The organism is Paraburkholderia sp. SIMBA_054 (assembly GCF_046534875.1).
Taxonomy (GTDB): domain Bacteria; phylum Pseudomonadota; class Gammaproteobacteria; order Burkholderiales; family Burkholderiaceae; genus Paraburkholderia; species Paraburkholderia hospita.
In genome coordinates this window covers 53,460-69,032 of record NZ_JAWRXV010000003.1, presented here as the reverse complement: position 1 = coordinate 69,032, position 15,573 = coordinate 53,460, and the positions used below count along the sequence as shown (strand labels likewise).

Sequence of the window (15,573 nt, the reverse complement as noted above, 5' to 3'; positions counted from 1 at the left end):
GACATCGCTGGAGCCAAACCATGCTGCGCGTCGGAATCGTTCTGTTCCCCGGTTTTCAGGTGATGAATCTCGGCATGACGAGCGTGCTGGAGTTCGCGAACCGCGAGATGAGCGAGCCCTTGTACGAGTACGTGTTGCTGTCCGAGCACGGCGGCCCGGTGCCGTGCTCGTCCGGTTTCGAGGTGTCGACCCAGCCGTTCGACGACAGCCGCTTCGACACGATCCTCGTCGTCGGCGACAACGATCTGCAGCCGTCGCCGCCGTCGCTGATCGCGTTCCTGAAGCGGGCGGCGCCGGCGGCGCGCCGTGTTGCCGCCGCCTGCACGGGCGCGTTTCATCTGGCCGATGCGGGCCTGCTCGACGACAGGCGCGCGACCACGCACTGGTACTACGCCGAAGACATGCGCAAACGTTATCCGGCTGTGAAAGTGGAAGAGGATCGCATCTTCATCATCGATAACGACGTGTGGACGTCGGCGGGTATGACGGCGTGCATCGACCTTGCGCTGGCGTTCGTCGAGAAGGACGCGGGCGTGGAGCTCGCGCGCCATGTCGCGCGCAAGCTCGTCGTGTATCACCGGCGCGCGGGCGGTCAATCGCAGTTTTCGGCGCTGCTCGAACTCGAGCCGAAGTCCGATCGCATCCAGACGGCGCTGTCGTACGCGAGGCGCAATCTGAACACGCTGCTTTCCGTCGAGCAGCTCGCGGACGCCGCGCATCTGAGCCCGCGGCAGTTCACGCGCGCGTTCAGGGAAGAAACGGGGCAGACGCCCGCGAAGGCGGTCGAGCGGCTGCGTGTCGAAGCGGCGCGCCTGATGCTCGAGACGGGGCGGCACGGCGTCGACGTGGTTGCGCGCGATGTGGGCTTCGGCGACCGCGAGCGCATGCGCCGGGCTTTTTTGCGTGCGTACGGCCAGCCGCCTCAGGCGATCCAGCGATTGACGCGCGGCATCGAATGACGGATTTAAAGCATCGGTAAGGCCGTGTAATTTACCGATTTCCGCTGAGAAACCCGCCATTTAAAGGGCTTGAGGCGGCACGCAAAGAACGTTTTAAATATTCACTAAAGATTTTCTGTGAGTGGTCCGTAATAAGACGGGTCTGGGACGCCGCCGCAACGCAAGGTCATTGCGTGTGACGGGCAATTTTTCCCGATACACGCGGCGTCAAGGTCAGGCGCCCTCCAGAACCCCGATGGAAAGCTCACAGATGAAAAGGCTGTTGGTCACGCTCGCGGCGGGCTTCGCGCTGTCCGCGCCCGTTGCACACGCTCACGAAATTTACGGTCAGGTCGGCACGGAAGGCCTCGGTATCGGCTTCTCCGAACCGCTCGGCACGCGCGACAACATCCGCGCCGAATTCAATGGCATTGCGTTCTCGCACAACTTCAGCGCCGGTGCCCTGAACTACGACGGCAAGGCCAAGATCTATCACGGCGGCCTGTACCTCGACTTCTTCCCGGCGCCCGCCACGGTGCCGTTCCGCATCACGGCCGGTATGTTGATCGGCGGGGATAACGTATCGGGCGATGCGATCAGCCCGAGCGGCACGGTCAGCATCAACGGCACCAACTACGCGACGAACGGTGAGACGGTTCACGCGGAGGCGAAGTATCCGACGGTGCGTCCGTATATCGGCATTGGCTTTGGTCATACGCCTGTCGCGCAGAAGGGCTTCTCGGCGTTCTTCGATGCAGGCGTCACCTATGGCCGCCCGCACGTGACGCTCGACGTCCCGGCGGACATCGTCGCCGAAGCGGGTCAGGCGAACGTCGACCAGCAACGCCAAGCCCTACAGGACAAGGCCGACAAGTGGCGCTGGTACCCCATCGTGAAGGTCGGCGTAACGTATCGCTTCTGATCGCCGCGTAGCAAGCAAAACGCAGACGGCTCGCCATTGGTCACGGCGAGCCGTTTGTGTTTCTACGGGCAGCGATGCGCGACGGCGGCGAGCGCGCCACGTCGCACGGCACCAAGCTCAGATGTTCAGCTTCGACACCTTGGTGCCCGCGAGCGACACGTCGGCCATCAGTCCGGAGTTCGTCATAATGATCGCCTCGACAGGCGCGGTTGCCGTCGTAGTATCGACTGCGCCGTTCGCCCCGACCTTGATGAGCGCCACCGACGCATCGGCGCCCGCCGACCAGCCCTTGGCGTTGCGGAATTTGTCGAGCGCGTCCTGCGTCATGAAGAGGAAGATGATCGCCTTCGACTGCGCGCCCGCCGTCAGGCCGAACGAGCCGGAGACCGTGCTGTAGTAGCCGGCCGTGCTGCCGTCGACGCGCAGCGCGCCTTCGCCATACTGCCCGCCCACCACGAAGCCCACCTGTAGCACGGAAGGAAACACGAGTACGCCGCGCGCCTTGGCGACCAGTTCACGCGAGCCCTTCACGGTCGTGTAGAGCTTCGCCATCGTGCCGTCGACGCTCGCGTCGATCGACTGCCGCTTGGACATGTCGGTTGCCGCCGATTCGCCGCTGCTCGTCGTCGTGCTGCAGCCCGACAACAGCAGACTGCCGTATGCGAGTGCAGCAGCACTTGCTGTCACGAAGTGTCTTCTTTGCATTGTCGTTCTCCGTCAATGAAACATTGGAAGGGAAATGCACGTTTGCACGCGTGATCTCGCGCAAGCGCAACAGCTACGCTTCCTCTACCAATATCAGAAACGTGTTGCGGTTGTGAAGTGCAGAGCTGAAATTGCCTTGCCTGAGCGCAAGGCCGGACGCAATTGACGACGCGAATGTGTCGCTTGGCGAAACGGTGCGTATGACCGTTTCGTTGTGTGATCAAATCGGGTGATCAATCCGCGCTGGAGCGAAGCAAAAAAAGCCGCGCGCTCCATTCGAAGCGCGCGGCTGAACACACGACATCGCGATCAATACGCGCTGCGCGTGCTTACCTTCAGTTTCGACACCACGTCGGGGATCGCTTCGCTTGCGGGCAGCGCTTCATCGATCGACGTGCGTCCGCCGTCGCGGAAGAACGCCTGTTCGGCGGCTTTGTTCAGCACCAGCACGCTGATGCGCCGGTTGGTTGGCTCGTCGGCGACGTTCGCGTTGAGCGGCAGCACGTCCGCGAGACCGCGCACCTGCAGCAGCTTGTCTTCGCGCATGCCGCCCGCCACGAGCGCGCGGCGCGCCGCGTTCGCGCGCTCCGACGACAGCTCCCAGTTCGAATAACCGGCCGGGCCGTTCGCGTACGTGGCGGCATCCGTGTGGCCCGCAATCGAAATGCGGTTATCGACATCGTTCAGCGACGCGCCGATCTGCGTGAGAATCTCGACCGCGTAGCTCTGCAGTTTCGCGCTGCCCGTCGCGAACATCGGACGCTTCAGCGAATCGACGATCTCGATGCGCAAGCCCTCGTTCGTAATCGAAATGCGGATCTGATCCTTGAACGCCTTCAATGCGGGCGTCTCCTCGATCAGCGCCGACAGCTTCGCCTTCAGCTGTTCGAGACGCGCGGTGTCGTTGGGCGCCATCGTCGCCTGCGTGAGCGTCGGTTTCGCGGGCTCCTGCTGCGCTTTCTTGCCGTCGCCGGGGCGCGTGTCGGAGATGTCGCGGCCGCCGCCCTGAATCACGTTCGGACGCGCTGCAGCCGTCCCTTCGTTGCCGCCTAGCAGGCTCGACAGCGGCGTGTTGAAGTAATCCTCGATGCCCTGCTTGTCGTACTTCGACGTCGAGCCGAGCAGCCACATCAGCAGGAAGAACGCCATCATCGCGGTCACGAAGTCCGCGTAGGCGATCTTCCATGCACCGCCGTGATGCGCGCCGTGCCCGTCGCCCTTCTTCGAGCGTCGCACGATGACGGGTGCGGCCTTCTCGCTCGCCTCTTCGCCGCGGGGTCGTCTTTCGGCCATGCTGATCCCCCTCTATGCGCGCATCAGGCCGACTTCGGCATCTTGGTGGCGCGCACGGCGTCGTCGAGCTCCTGGAAGCTCGGACGGTCGGCCGTGAACAGCACTTTGCGGCCGAATTCGATGGCGACGGGCGGCGCGTAGCCGGACAGCGACGCGAGCAGCACGGCCTTCACGCACTGATACGGCTTGGCTTCCGCACGGCCCTTCGCGTTGAGCAGATCGGCAACGGGGCCGATGAAGCCATACGCGAGCAGAATGCCGAGGAATGTGCCGACCAGCGCGCCCGCGATCATCTCGCCGAGCACGGCGGGCGGCGCGCCGACCGAGCCCATCGTGTGCACGACGCCCATCACGGCCGCGACGATGCCGAACGCGGGCAGGCCGTCAGCCATCTTCTGGATCGCGTTCGCGGCCACCGACGATTCGGCGTGATGCGTCGCCAGCTCTTCGTCCATCAGGTCCTGCACCTCGTGTACGTTGACGTTGCCCGTCGCCATCATCCGCAGATAATCGACGATGAAATCAAGCAGATGATGGTCCTTCAAAACGTGCGAATACTTCTGGAAAAGCGCGCTCTCTTCCGGCGCATTGACGTCAGCTTCGAGCGCCATCATGCCTTCCTTACGTGCTTTCTGAAGCAGCTCGTAAAGCAGTGCAATCAGCTCGAGATAAACCTCTTTCGAATAACTGCCGCCCTTGAAGCATCCGGGCAAAGCCTTGATGGTTTTCTTCAATACCGAAACGGGATTGCTGACGACGAACGCGCCCATTGCCGCGCCGAAAATACACAGCAGTTCGAACGGCTGAACCAGCGCGGGCAAATGGCCGCCCACTCCCACGAAGCTCCCGATCACAGAGCCGAGAACCAGCACCCAACCAATAGCGACAAACATGGACCCTCTCCAATTTTTAGCAACGTGCGGCACGCAAATGAATCGGCAGGTTTTACTGCCTGAAATTGCGTACCGTTTTGTTAATTCCGTGAAGGTAGTAACGGCTGGATCGATGCTGTGCTGAAGTGCGGGCAAAGCCCAAGCGGGAAAATATTTTCGACTATTTGATTTGTATCGATGCTTCGGTCGTTTTTGCTCAGAACGTTTTTACCGATCGGTGATTTAAACCAGATAATCGTTCGCGGTCGGCAAAATGGCTGAAATCTTGAGTGCGGGGTGAAAATAAAAATTGCGGCGTGAGTGGCAAAGCTGTCGGCAGTTCAGTCCGCAGCGCGAGAGTGACTATCGACTCATGATTTGAGTCGATTAAGCGTGCAATCGCCTCACGGTCGACCATCGCGACACAGCGCTTACGACCCGACAACGCAACGCGGCAATTTCACTGCGCCAAAGCCGCCGCATCCGAAGCCGGCGATTCGATGATCGCAGGCGTGCTATCGGGTGACGCGGCGGCGGCTTCGTGCGCGTGCGTCGTCGCGGAGACAGGCGCTGCCGAAGCAACTGGCGTCGCTGCCGCTGCAACCGGCGTGGTCGGTTCCTTCGAAGGCGCGGGCATGATGACAGGCGCCGCGTTGCCGCCGGGCGTGGATGACATCGGCGTGACGACCAGCGCCGGCGCGGGAGCGGGCATGGGCAGCGGCGTCGCGTCGACGGTATTGCCGGGCACAGGCATGCTGCGCACCACGTTCGCCAGATAGTGGCTGATCAGATTGAAGAAGCCGTCGTAGAACCTGCCCGACTGGATCGTTTCGCTCGAAATCTTCACCATCGCGTCGCTGTTCTGGCGGATCGGCAGCGACAGCGAGCCGAGCACGCTCAACCCGACGCTCGCCGACGTATCGCTCTTCTTGAGCGCGTAGCCGCTTTGCACCGCGTTCGCATAGACGATGCTGCTATTGGTCGCGTCGTCGCCCGCCGTGCAGACGATATGGAATTCGACGGTGAAGTGCGAGTCGCTGGCGGGCTGGAAGTTCTTGCTGGCGTCGACGGTATCGGGGCGCACCAGCGTCGTCATGTAGCCCTGGCTCAGCAGCGCGCGGCGCGCGCCTTCGCAGGCCTCTGTGCTCGTCACCTGAAACGTGCGCGTGTACGGACTCGTGCCGCTGCTGACGAAGTCTTCCTGCAGCTTCGCCTTCGGCGGCGTCGAGCACGCGCCGAGCGCGGCAAGCACGGGCAGGGTCAACGCGAGAGCAATACGGGAAGGGCGGCTGGACATGATGAAGAGGCGAACAACGGGGATCGGACGGCAAGCATTGTAGTGCGGTTTGATGGCAAGCCGTTATTACATCGGCTGACAGCCGCACACGCCAGGGCGGCGCACGAAACGGGGCGCGGACGCTTGCCCATGCCGCGCAAGGCGCCCACGCCGCCGGCGTATCTCTTACGAAGTATTTCAGGCGCGCGGCCTGCCGGCCGTCGCGCCGTGTCAGAGCACCCAGCTTTGCGCGGTGCGCGGCAGTTCGACCGTAAATACAGTGCCGACGATCTCGTCCGATTTGCCCGTCACCTTGCCGCCATGCATGTGCACGATCTTGTCCACGATGTGCAGCCCGAGGCCGAGCCCTTCGCGCGAGCGCTCGCCTGCTCCGTTCGAGCCGAAAGCTTCGAATAGATGTGGCAGCATCGCGGGCGGAATCGCGCCGCGATTGCTGACGGTCAGTCGCAGCCGGTTCGGTTCGTCGGCATTGAGGTCGACGGTGATCGGGCTGTCGTGCTCGCCGTGATGCAACGCGTTGCTGATCAGATTCGAAATGGCCTGCCACAGCAGGTCGGTGTCCCATGTGCCCGTCGTATTGCCGCGCGAAGTGAACACAATCTGGCCGGCGCGCTCGTGCGTCGCGAACTCTTCGATCACGCCGCGGCACAGCGCCGCCAGATCGCTCGCACGCGGCTGCAATTGCATACGGCCGCCTTGCAGGCGCGCGAGATTGAGCAGCTGATGCACCATCCGCGACATCCGCATCGTGCTGTTCCTGATGCGGCCCGCGACAGTTGCCGATTGCTCGTCGGAGGCGTTGCGCACCAGAAATTCCGCCGACGCCAGCACCGTGCCGAGCGGCGTGCGCAGATCGTGGCCGAGCACGGCCATCAGCATTTCGTTCGCTTCGAGCAGCTGGCGCGTGGTCAGCAGCTGATCGGCGAGTTGCCGCTTGTGCTGCTCCAGCTGCACGAATACATCGACCTTCGATTGCAGGATGCGCGGGTCGAACGGCTTGTGCAGAATCGACGGCGCCCGCTTCGTAGCCGCGAAACGTGCGCGACGCGTCTTCCGCCGTGGCCGTCAGAAAGATGATAGGCACGTGCGACGTGCGCGGGCTGCCGCGCATCAGCGATGCAAGCTCGAAGCCGTTCATGCCGGGCATGTTGACGTCGAGGATCGCGAGCGCGGCTTCATGCTTGAGCAGCAGGTCGAGCGCGGCCGTGCCCGAGTTCGCGACCAGCAGCTCGATCCCCGGACGCGCCAGCAGCGCTTCGAGCGCCGTGATGTTATGCGCGATATCGTCGACGATCAGAATGTTGACGGGTGAGTTCCTCATGTCATCGTTCTAGTGTGAGGCGGCAAACCGGCGAGCCGCCGGGCCATCAGGGTTGGAGAAAGCACTTCGTCGACGGCCCCGCGCGCGATGGCCGCGCGCGGCATCGTCGCGGAGACAGCCGTTTGCGGGTCCTGCACCCACGCGAGGCCGCCCATCGCGCGGATCACTTCGAGGCCGTGCGCGCCGTCGTCGTTCGCGCCCGACAGCAGGATGCCGAGCAACCGCTCGCGGTACACGTGCGCGGCGGATTCGAACAGCACGTCGATGGACGGCCGCGAATAGCGCACCGTCGAATCGATCGACAGCGCGACCGTGCGGTCGTCGTCGATCAGCATGTGATAGCCGGGCGGCGCGAGATGCACGCGGCCCGGCAGCAGCGGCTCGCCCGCATCCGGCTCGACGACGGGCAGCGCGCAGCGATAGCCGAGCGTTTCGGCCAGACGGCTCGGTGAATCGGCGGGCACGTGCGAGACGATCAGCACCGCGAGCCCGAACGACGCAGGCAGCGCGGGCAACAACACGTTCAACGCGTCGATGCCACCCGCCGACGCGCCGATCGCCACCGCCTCGAACGCGCGCGTATCCACCGGCGCGGTTGCGCCCAGTGGAGAAGGTCGGCGAGGTGTGTTCATACGCGTCGATCGATCGTTCGTTCGGTGTTGGAGGGCACGGGCAGTCTAGCGTTTCTGATAGATCCGCTCGCGCTCGCGAAATTCTTCAAATGCATCGTACTGCGTCGAAAAGCGCAGGCTTTCCTTGCTGCCGAGCCCGAGAAAGCCGCGCCGCACCAGCGTGTCCTTGAACAGCCCCAGCGCGCGGTCCTGCAGGCCGCGATCGAAATAGATCAGAACATTGCGGCACGACACGAGATGCGCTTCGAGAAACACTTCATCGGTCGACAGGCTGTGGTCCGCGAATACCACGCGCTCTTTTAGCGGGCCGGAGAAGCGCGCGCCGCTATACGCCGCATGATAGTAATCGGCGAGCGAGCGCTTGCCGCCCGCGGCCAGATAGTTGCGCGTGAAGCCCGCGATCCGGTCGAGTGCATATATGCCCGCTTCGGCCCGCGCGAGCGCGTCGGGGTTGATGTCGGTTGCGTAGAAGAGCGTGCGCTCGGTGAGACCCGCTTCGTCGAACAGGATCTTCAGCGACCACAGTTCCTCGCCTGTGCTGCAGCCGGCCACCCACACCTTGATCGACGGATACGTTTGCAGCACGGGCAGCACATGGTTGCGCAGCGCGAGAAAGTAGCCCGGGTCGCGGAACATGTCGCTGACCTGCACCGTCAGGTAGTGAAAGAGCCGCACGAAGTCCGCCTCGTTGCGCATGATCCTGTCCTGCAACTGCGAGAGCGTCGTCACGCCGAACTCTTCGAGCGCCTGCGCGAGACGCCGCCGCAGCGACGACATCGAGTAGTGACGGAAGTCGTGCTGGTACTTCAGATAGATCGCTTCCAGCAGCAGCTTCAGCTCGATATCGAAATCGTGCATGCGTTGCGGCGAATCGTCGTACGAGATACGGCTCATGGCTGACGGTTCCTCGCGCCTAGCGTTGCCGCAGCCAGACGCGGCAAAGCGAGATCAGCTTGTCGACGTCGATGGGCTTCGAGATGTAGTCGTCGGCGCCCGCTTCGAGGCAGCGCATGCGGTCTTGCGCCATTGCTTTCGCCGTCAGCGCGACGATGGGCAGATGCGCGAAGCGCTCGTCGCGGCGGATGTGTGCGATCGCCGTCAGGCCATCCATCTCCGGCATCATGATGTCCATCAGCACGAGGTCCACCTCGCGTCCGCTGTTCAGCGCTTCGAGCCCGTTGCGCGCAATTTCGAGCTTCGCGCCAAGCGGCTCGAGCACATGCGACAGCGCGAAGATATTGCGCACGTCGTCTTCCGCGAGCAGGATGGTGCGCCCTTCGAACTGGTTGTCGCGCTGGCGCACGGTGCGCAGCATGCGCTGCTGCTCGGGCGCGAGCGACGACTCGACGCTATGCAGGAACAGCGTCACTTCATCGAGCAGACGTTCCGGCGATTTCGCGCCTTTGATGATGATCGATTTCGAGTAGCGGCGCAGCCGGTGCTCCTCGTCGCCCGACAGCATGCGGCCCGTGTAGACGATGACGGGCATCGCCTGATGCGTGACGTCGGCGGCGAGCTGTTCGAGCAGATCGTAGCCGGTGCCGTCGGGCAGCGCGAGGTCGGTCACGACGCAATCGAACAGCGTTGTGGACAGTTGCTCCAGCGCGCCCGCGAGCGTCGCGACGGCGACGATTTCCGTGGTGTCGCTCCGCAGCAGCGCGCGGATGCTCTCGCGCATCGCCGCATCGTCCTCGATCACCAGCACGCGCTTCATGCGCTGCTGCAGGCGCGACTCCAGCCGCCGGATCGCGGCTTCGAGCGTGGTGCGCGCAGTGGGCTTCAGCGTGTAGCCGACCGCGCCTAGATGCAGCGCCTTTTCAGCGTGATCGGTGGCGGAGACGATGTGAATCGGAATGTGACGCGTGGTGGGATCGTTCTTCAGCCATTCGAGCACCGTCAGCCCCGAGCGGTCGGGCAGGCCGACGTCGAGCAGCACAGCCGTCGGCTGCATGTCGCGCACGAGCGTGAGGCCTGTCGTCGCATCGCTGGCATGGACGAAATCGAATTCGAGTTCGTGCGTGAGATCGCGCAGGATCTCGGCAAAGACGAGATCGTCTTCGATCGCGAGAATCAGGCGGTCTTCGTGGCGCAGGTTGTCGCGGTCGTCGCCGATAGTCGGCTGCGCGTTGCCCGCCTGCACGGGCGCGGGCTTGGACACAGACGCGGACGCGGCTTGTGCCACTGGCGACGGCGCGGGCTTGCTGCGCACGGGCAGCGTCAGCGGCTCGTTCACCTGCGTCGCGCGGGCCTGCACCTCGGCGATGCCTTGCAGCGGTAGCCATAGCGTGAACACGCTGCCCTTGCCAGGTTCGCTCGCGACGTTCACGCGGCCGCCCAGCAGCCGCGCGAATTCGCGCGAGATCGACAGGCCGAGGCCGCTGCCGCCGTAGTGGCGGCTCGTCGAGCCGTCCGCCTGCTGGAAGGCTTCGAAGATCAGTTCGAGCTTGTCGGCGGCGATGCCGATACCCGTGTCGCGCACGTCGAAGCGCAGCGTGTCCGAGTCGCCGGCGGCGACCGTCAGCGCGACTTCGCCGTGCTCGGTGAACTTCAATGCGTTCGACAGCAGATTACGCAGAATCTGCGTGACACGCTGGCCGTCGGTGACGAACGTCTCGGGCACGCCGGGCGCGCGTTCGACCGAGAACTGCAAATGCTTCGCCGCCGCCATCGGCTCGAACATTTCGCGCAGCGATTGCAGCATCGAGTCGACGGGCACCGTTACGCTGTCGATTGTGATCTGCCCGGCTTCCACTTTCGACAGATCGAGAATGTCGTTGATCAGCACCAGCAAGTCGCTATTCGACGCGTGAATCGTTTCCGCGTAGCGCACCTGTTCTTCCGACAGATTGCCCGTGCGGTTCTCCTGCAACAGACGCGCGAGAATCAGCGAGCTGTTCAACGGCGTGCGCAGTTCGTGCGACATGTTCGCAAGGAACTCGGACTTGTAGCGGCTCGACTGCTCCAGCCGCGCGGCGTTCGCGGCGAGTTCGTCCTGCGCTTCGAGCAGATCGGCCTTCTGGCGCTCCAGGCGCTTCGCGTAGTCTTCGAGCTGCACGTTGGTCTGCTCGAGTTCCGCCTGCTGCGCTTCGAGCCGCGATTGCGATTCGACGAGCGCGCGACCGCGTTCTTCGAGCCCTTCGTTCGACACGCGCAATTCTTCCTGCTGCACCTGAAGCTCTTCATTCAACTGCTGCGTTTCGGCGAGCGCATCCTGCAGGCGCTCGCGATACAGTGCGGCCTCGATGGAGTCGCCCATGCTGTTCGCGATCAGTTGCAGAAACTCGTGATCGCGCGGCGCGATGTTGCGCATGAAGCCGAGTTCGACGACGCCGTTCACGATGCCGTCGTTTTCGATAGGCAGCACGACGAGATTGCGCGGCGGGCTCATGCCCGTGCCGGAGACGACTTTCACGTAGTCGTCGGGGACGTCGTGCAACACGAGCGTGCGGCGCGACACGGCCGCCTGGCCGATCAGGCTTTCGGCTTCGCGGAATGTGCGCGTCGCCTGTTCGCTTTCCTGGCTAAAGCCGTAGGTGGCGATGCGTTTGAGGCTGTTGGTCGCGCGGTCGCGCACGTACATGGCCGCGACCGCGACGTCGAGATACTCGGCGAGAAAGTCGAGGATCGCGCGGCCGACGAGAGGCGAACTCGACTGGCCGACGATCTTCTCCGCGAGCAGGCGCTGCCCGGAGCGCAGCCATACCTGCTGCTGCAAGACTTCCGTGTGCTCGGCCTGGCGCGCGAGCACGCCGTCGTACGACTCGGACAGATTCACCAGATCGCGCCGCCCGCGATAGGCGATGAAGCCGCTGATCGACAGGCTGAACAGCAGAAAGACGCCCACCAGAACGAAGGTGACGCTGCGCGCGTCGCTGGAGCGCTGTTGACGCAGCGCTTCCTCGACAGCGAGAAACTGCCCGAAGAGCCGGCGCGTTTCGTCGAACTCGATTTTCCCGCGTCCACTCTTCACCTGGTCGGTGTAGTCGAGGTTACGCCGGCGTAGATCGATCATCTCCTGCGCGAACTGGTCCCAGCGCTGCTGCACGCCGCGAATGCGTTTGAGCTGTTCGACCTGGGAAGGATTGTCGGACACCAGTTGCATCAGCGTGTTGATCTCGGTTTCGAAACGCGGCTGACCGAGCTGATACGGCGCGAGGAAAGTCTCGTCGTCCGTAATCAGGAAGCCGCGCAATGCGGACTCGCGATCGACGGCAAGCCGTAGCATTTCATTCGCGTTGCCGATCACGCGCTCCGAATGCTCGACCCAGCTCATCGTATTGACGAGATAGGCGATCAGCGCGACGAACAGCGCCATCGTGACGACCCCGAGCGCGAGCGGCAGCGCGATATTGCGGCGAATGATGCGGCGAAAACTGATCTGATCGACAGCGCCGACAGCGGTCAATTTTTCTGCGCGGCGGGCAGGCTCGTGTGATGGATTCGGCATTTTTGACTGGAGAAAGCGTTGGCGTCTTTAGTTGTAGCCGGAATGTGCGACTGCACAGCTATGCCCAGGTTGTAGCGATGCAATTCGTTGTATGGACAAGCGCTGGAAAGTATCACATAGCGTCAGGCGTTCGTGGAACAGGACGCTGAAACGGCGGCGGCCGGACAGAAAGTGAGCGCTTAGGGAGGACTGGCGGAAAAGGAATAACAGCGACTATCGACACTGCGAGAACCGGCACGGCCGCACGCAGACAACGCCGCGTGCGGCCGACTCAATCAGACGATGTTTATTGGCTCGCGCCCGTGCCAATACCTGCCTTTTTCTGCGCGTCTTGCAAATCCTGCGGGTAGTTCGGGTCGTTCGCGCGGCCAGGCTGGTAGCCCGCGTCTTCGAGCTTCTTCAACTCGGCGTTCTTCTTCGCGCGCGCTTCCTTGCGGGCCTGCTTTTTCTGCTGCTTGGTCGGCTTCGCGGCGGAGGCGGCCACGCCCGCCGCGCCCGTGCCTGACGACGCGTCGTTTTGCGCAAATGCCGGAGCAGCCGCGCCGATGCCCAGCGAGGCCGAGGCGAGGAGGACGATCAGTTTCCTGGCGATGTGCATTTCTTTTCTCCTGTCGTAATGGCTTTACGATCGATTCCGCTTGCGCGGCCTGATTCGGATAAACCCGGTCAGATAAACCCGGTCGGATACCCCCGGCCCGATGCAACCGGGCGCCGGGTGAATCCAATGTACTCGACACGCACGTATCGCGCCTGGCAGGGTTGTAGAATCCGGCGGCATGTTCTGCCGTTGCGCAGACCGAACCGAACACATAAGGAGACCGGGATGTCCGTTGCTGCAACCGTCTATCGCGGCGATATCGTCGAGAACACGCATATCGCGCATGTGGCCGTCGTAGATACAGAAGGAGCGCTGCTGTATTCGTACGGCGACCCGTCGCGCTTCACGCTGGTGCGATCGGCAGCGAAGCCGGCGCAGGCGCTCGCCGTGGTCGAGTCGGGCGCGCTCGAGCGCTTTGGTTTCGACGACGCGGACCTCGCGCTGATGTGCGGCTCGCACAGCAGCGAAGATCGACACATCGAACGCGCGCGCCGCATGCTCGCAAAGTCGCAGGCAACAGAAGCCGATTTGCGTTGCGGCGGCCATCCGCCCATTTCGGATGCCGTCTACCGCGAATGGATCAAGCGCGACTTCATTCCGGGCGCCGTGTGCAGCAACTGTTCGGGCAAGCACGCGGGCATGCTGGCGGGCGCGCGGGCGATCGGCGCGGCGCTCACCGACTACCATCTGCCGGAACATCCGTTGCAGCGGCTCGTGAAGCGAACGGTTGCCGACGCCTGCGATCTGCCCGACGACGGCGTGCAATGGGCTGTGGACGGCTGCAATCTGCCGACGCCCGCGTTCCCGCTCGACCGGCTTGCGCGTCTTTACATGAAGCTCGCGCGGGCCGCTGACGGGCATGTGTCGACAGATTCGACAAGAGACGCGGCGCTCGCGCAGATCTTCCGCGCAATGACGGGCTATCCGGAGATGGTCGCAGGCGAAGGGCGGTTCTGCACCGCGCTGATGGGCGCTTTCGAAGGCGCGCTGGTGGGCAAGGTCGGCGCGGACGCGAGTTATGCGATCGGCGTGCGCGCGTCGGCGCAGACGGCGAAGCTCGGCGCGAAGGGCGCGCTCGGCATCGCGGTGAAGGTGGAAGACGGGAACTCGACGATCCTCTATGCGATCGTCGCTGAATTGCTCACCAAGCTCGGCATCGGCGACGACGCTGCGCATCGCGCACTCGATGGTTTCCGTTTGCGCGCCACCCGCAACACGGCCGGTCTCGAAACGGGCCGGGTCGAAGTGACCGTGCCGCTCGTCAGAGCCGGCTGAGCACGTTGATAAGCGCGGCTAGCTCGACGACTGGCTGCCGCTGTCATTGTCAGGCGGGTCGAACATCGCCTGGCATTTCGGCGACAGCTTGTCGTAGTGCTGCTTCATGCACGCTTCGATCTTCTCCTTGTTGGGGATATGGATCGCGCAGAACTTGATCGCGTCGTGCTTGCAGGCCTTGGTCTGCTCGTCGCGTGTAGCGGCCGTTCCGACGTTCGCCGCCGCCACGCATGCGACCAGCAGAAGTAGCGGTTTGAGCTTCATTGCCGTGGTCCATGTCGAGTTGAATGCACGGGTTTTCCGGGCTGCCTTTGAGTAAAGCAGCCCGTCCACAAACGATCAAGCAAAAAACGAACCCAACGCGGCGCAACGCACGCATGACGACATCAGGCCCGCGCGATAATGGCGGCGCGTCGTGCTGCGTCAAAGCGGAAGGCGGGGCGTGCGCCCCATGCTATGCTTGCACAGCCCGCAACGGGAACGGTACAGCTATCCGCATTCGCACGGCCACAACAAATACATCATGGACTACCGGCATCTTCAGAAACGCAAAAGCCTGCATGCGCGGATCGTGCAGGAACTCGGCATCGAGATCGTAAGCGGCAGGCTGGCGCCAGGCGAACGCCTGCCCGCCGAAGCGACGCTGTGCGAAAAATACGGCGTGAGCCGTCCCGTGCTGCGCGAAGCGACGCGCGTGCTGGTCGCCAAAGGGCTGGTCGTTTCGAAGCCGCGCGTGGGCAGCGTCGTGCGGCCGCGCGAAGAGTGGCACATGCTCGATCCCGACGTGCTCTACTGGACGCTCAACAGCATTCCCGAAGGTGAGTTCTTTCTGTCGCTGATGACGGTGCGCCGCATCATCGAACCGGCTGCGGCCGCGCTCGCCGCAACGGCGGCCACGGACGAAGATCTGGTGCGGATCGGCTCCGCGTACGACCGCATGGAGCACGCGCAAAGCGCCGGCGATCTGCTTGAGCCGGACCTCGAATTTCACCGCGCGATCATGGCCGCGACGCATAACGACATGCTCGCGTATATCGGCAACATGATGTCGCTGGCTTTGTCGGAGTCGATCAAGCTGACGAGCCGCCATCCCGACACGCATGCGCTATCGCTGCCGCGCCATAAGGCGATCCTCACCGCGATCCAGAATCGCGATGCATTGGCCGCGCGTCAGGCGAGCCTCGTGCAGCTCGAAAACGCGCGCGTCGATGCCGATACGATTCTCGGCATCGCCGCGCACAGCCTGAGCTGATTCGCTACGCTGCGTAGCGCG

General features: G+C 63.5%; 13 protein-coding genes and 1 pseudogene. 4 read left to right on the top strand and 10 right to left on the bottom strand.

The window, feature by feature from the left end:
• Positions 1-20 precede the first annotated feature (20 nt).
• Together SB822_RS04795 and SB822_RS04790 are read left to right on the top strand one after the other, a co-directional pair.
• Positions 21-959: a GlxA family transcriptional regulator gene (locus SB822_RS04795; RefSeq protein ID WP_007582823.1), complete on the top strand. Its 939-nt coding sequence runs from the start codon at positions 21-23 to the stop codon at positions 957-959.
• 250 nt (positions 960-1,209) lie between these two features.
• Positions 1,210-1,860 (top strand): hypothetical protein, encoded by a 651-nt coding sequence (locus SB822_RS04790; RefSeq protein ID WP_007582821.1) that lies wholly within the window; start codon positions 1,210-1,212, stop codon positions 1,858-1,860.
• Between the two features lie 117 nt (positions 1,861-1,977).
• Here the strand turns inward: SB822_RS04790 and SB822_RS04785 are convergent, their stop codons facing one another.
• From SB822_RS04785 to SB822_RS04745, 9 genes and pseudogenes are all read right to left on the bottom strand, one after another.
• Positions 1,978-2,565 (bottom strand): YSC84-related protein, encoded by a 588-nt coding sequence (locus SB822_RS04785; RefSeq protein ID WP_007582819.1) that lies wholly within the window; start codon positions 2,563-2,565, stop codon positions 1,978-1,980.
• 309 nt (positions 2,566-2,874) lie between these two features.
• A complete protein-coding gene (gene motB, locus SB822_RS04780; RefSeq protein WP_410854178.1) occupies positions 2,875-3,858 on the bottom strand; it encodes a flagellar motor protein MotB in 984 nt (327 codons plus the stop codon).
• Between the two features lie 23 nt (positions 3,859-3,881).
• Positions 3,882-4,751 carry a flagellar motor stator protein MotA gene (motA, locus tag SB822_RS04775; RefSeq protein WP_007582817.1) on the bottom strand — a complete coding sequence of 290 codons (870 nt, stop codon included), beginning with the start codon at positions 4,749-4,751 and terminating at the stop codon, positions 3,882-3,884.
• Positions 4,752-5,190: 439 nt separating this feature from the next.
• The gene (locus SB822_RS04770) at positions 5,191-6,027 is read right to left on the bottom strand and encodes a DUF2242 domain-containing protein (RefSeq protein ID WP_410854177.1); all 837 of its coding nucleotides are present in this window, start codon (positions 6,025-6,027) and stop codon (positions 5,191-5,193) included.
• Between the two features lie 210 nt (positions 6,028-6,237).
• A pseudogene (locus SB822_RS04765) lies at positions 6,238-7,348 on the bottom strand (response regulator).
• On the bottom strand, positions 7,345-7,980 hold the full coding sequence (locus SB822_RS04760) for a chemotaxis protein CheB (protein ID WP_039900667.1): 636 nt from the start codon (positions 7,978-7,980) through the stop codon (positions 7,345-7,347). Before SB822_RS04760 ends, SB822_RS04765 begins: the two are co-directional and overlap by 4 nt.
• A gap of 45 nt (positions 7,981-8,025) precedes the next feature.
• Positions 8,026-8,874 (bottom strand): CheR family methyltransferase, encoded by an 849-nt coding sequence (locus SB822_RS04755; protein ID WP_410854176.1) that lies wholly within the window; start codon positions 8,872-8,874, stop codon positions 8,026-8,028.
• A gap of 19 nt (positions 8,875-8,893) precedes the next feature.
• Positions 8,894-12,385 carry a response regulator gene (locus tag SB822_RS04750; protein ID WP_410854280.1) on the bottom strand — a complete coding sequence of 1,164 codons (3,492 nt, stop codon included), beginning with the start codon at positions 12,383-12,385 and terminating at the stop codon, positions 8,894-8,896.
• Between the two features lie 328 nt (positions 12,386-12,713).
• Positions 12,714-13,025 carry a DUF4148 domain-containing protein gene (locus SB822_RS04745; RefSeq protein WP_007735805.1) on the bottom strand — a complete coding sequence of 104 codons (312 nt, stop codon included), beginning with the start codon at positions 13,023-13,025 and terminating at the stop codon, positions 12,714-12,716.
• A 225-nt stretch (positions 13,026-13,250) separates the two neighbouring features.
• On the opposite strand from SB822_RS04745, the gene SB822_RS04740 reads away from it, so the two are divergent.
• Complete coding sequence (locus tag SB822_RS04740) at positions 13,251-14,300, top strand: asparaginase (protein ID WP_410854175.1); 1,050 nt, start codon at positions 13,251-13,253, stop codon at positions 14,298-14,300.
• Between the two features lie 18 nt (positions 14,301-14,318).
• Here SB822_RS04740 and SB822_RS04735 read toward each other — a convergent pair whose 3' ends face one another.
• A complete protein-coding gene (locus tag SB822_RS04735) occupies positions 14,319-14,564 on the bottom strand; it encodes a hypothetical protein (RefSeq protein ID WP_079487624.1) in 246 nt (81 codons plus the stop codon).
• A 259-nt stretch (positions 14,565-14,823) separates the two neighbouring features.
• Here SB822_RS04735 and SB822_RS04730 point away from each other — a divergent pair, with 259 nt between their 5' ends.
• The gene (locus SB822_RS04730; protein ID WP_035538213.1) at positions 14,824-15,552 is read left to right on the top strand and encodes a FadR/GntR family transcriptional regulator; all 729 of its coding nucleotides are present in this window, start codon (positions 14,824-14,826) and stop codon (positions 15,550-15,552) included.
• Positions 15,553-15,573: the final 21 nt, after the last annotated feature.

Excerpts from the sequence above, each read along its gene's own strand:
- SB822_RS04745 (WP_007735805.1), bottom strand. The coding sequence starts at position 13,025 with ATGCACATCGCCAGGAAACTGATCGTCCTCCTCGCCTCGGCCTCGCTG.
- motA (WP_007582817.1), bottom strand. The coding sequence starts at position 4,751 with ATGTTTGTCGCTATTGGTTGGGTGCTGGTTCTCGGCTCTGTGATCGGG.
- SB822_RS04760 (WP_039900667.1), bottom strand. The coding sequence starts at position 7,980 with ATGAACACACCTCGCCGACCTTCTCCACTGGGCGCAACCGCGCCGGTG.
- SB822_RS04770 (WP_410854177.1), bottom strand. The coding sequence starts at position 6,027 with ATGTCCAGCCGCCCTTCCCGTATTGCTCTCGCGTTGACCCTGCCCGTG.
- motB (WP_410854178.1), bottom strand. The coding sequence starts at position 3,858 with ATGGCCGAAAGACGACCCCGCGGCGAAGAGGCGAGCGAGAAGGCCGCA.
- SB822_RS04785 (WP_007582819.1), bottom strand. The coding sequence starts at position 2,565 with ATGCAAAGAAGACACTTCGTGACAGCAAGTGCTGCTGCACTCGCATAC.
- SB822_RS04740 (WP_410854175.1), top strand. The coding sequence starts at position 13,251 with ATGTCCGTTGCTGCAACCGTCTATCGCGGCGATATCGTCGAGAACACG.
- SB822_RS04790 (WP_007582821.1), top strand. The coding sequence starts at position 1,210 with ATGAAAAGGCTGTTGGTCACGCTCGCGGCGGGCTTCGCGCTGTCCGCG.
- SB822_RS04755 (WP_410854176.1), bottom strand. The coding sequence starts at position 8,874 with ATGAGCCGTATCTCGTACGACGATTCGCCGCAACGCATGCACGATTTC.
- SB822_RS04730 (WP_035538213.1), top strand. The coding sequence starts at position 14,824 with ATGGACTACCGGCATCTTCAGAAACGCAAAAGCCTGCATGCGCGGATC.
- SB822_RS04795 (WP_007582823.1), top strand. The coding sequence starts at position 21 with ATGCTGCGCGTCGGAATCGTTCTGTTCCCCGGTTTTCAGGTGATGAAT.
- SB822_RS04735 (WP_079487624.1), bottom strand. The coding sequence starts at position 14,564 with ATGAAGCTCAAACCGCTACTTCTGCTGGTCGCATGCGTGGCGGCGGCG.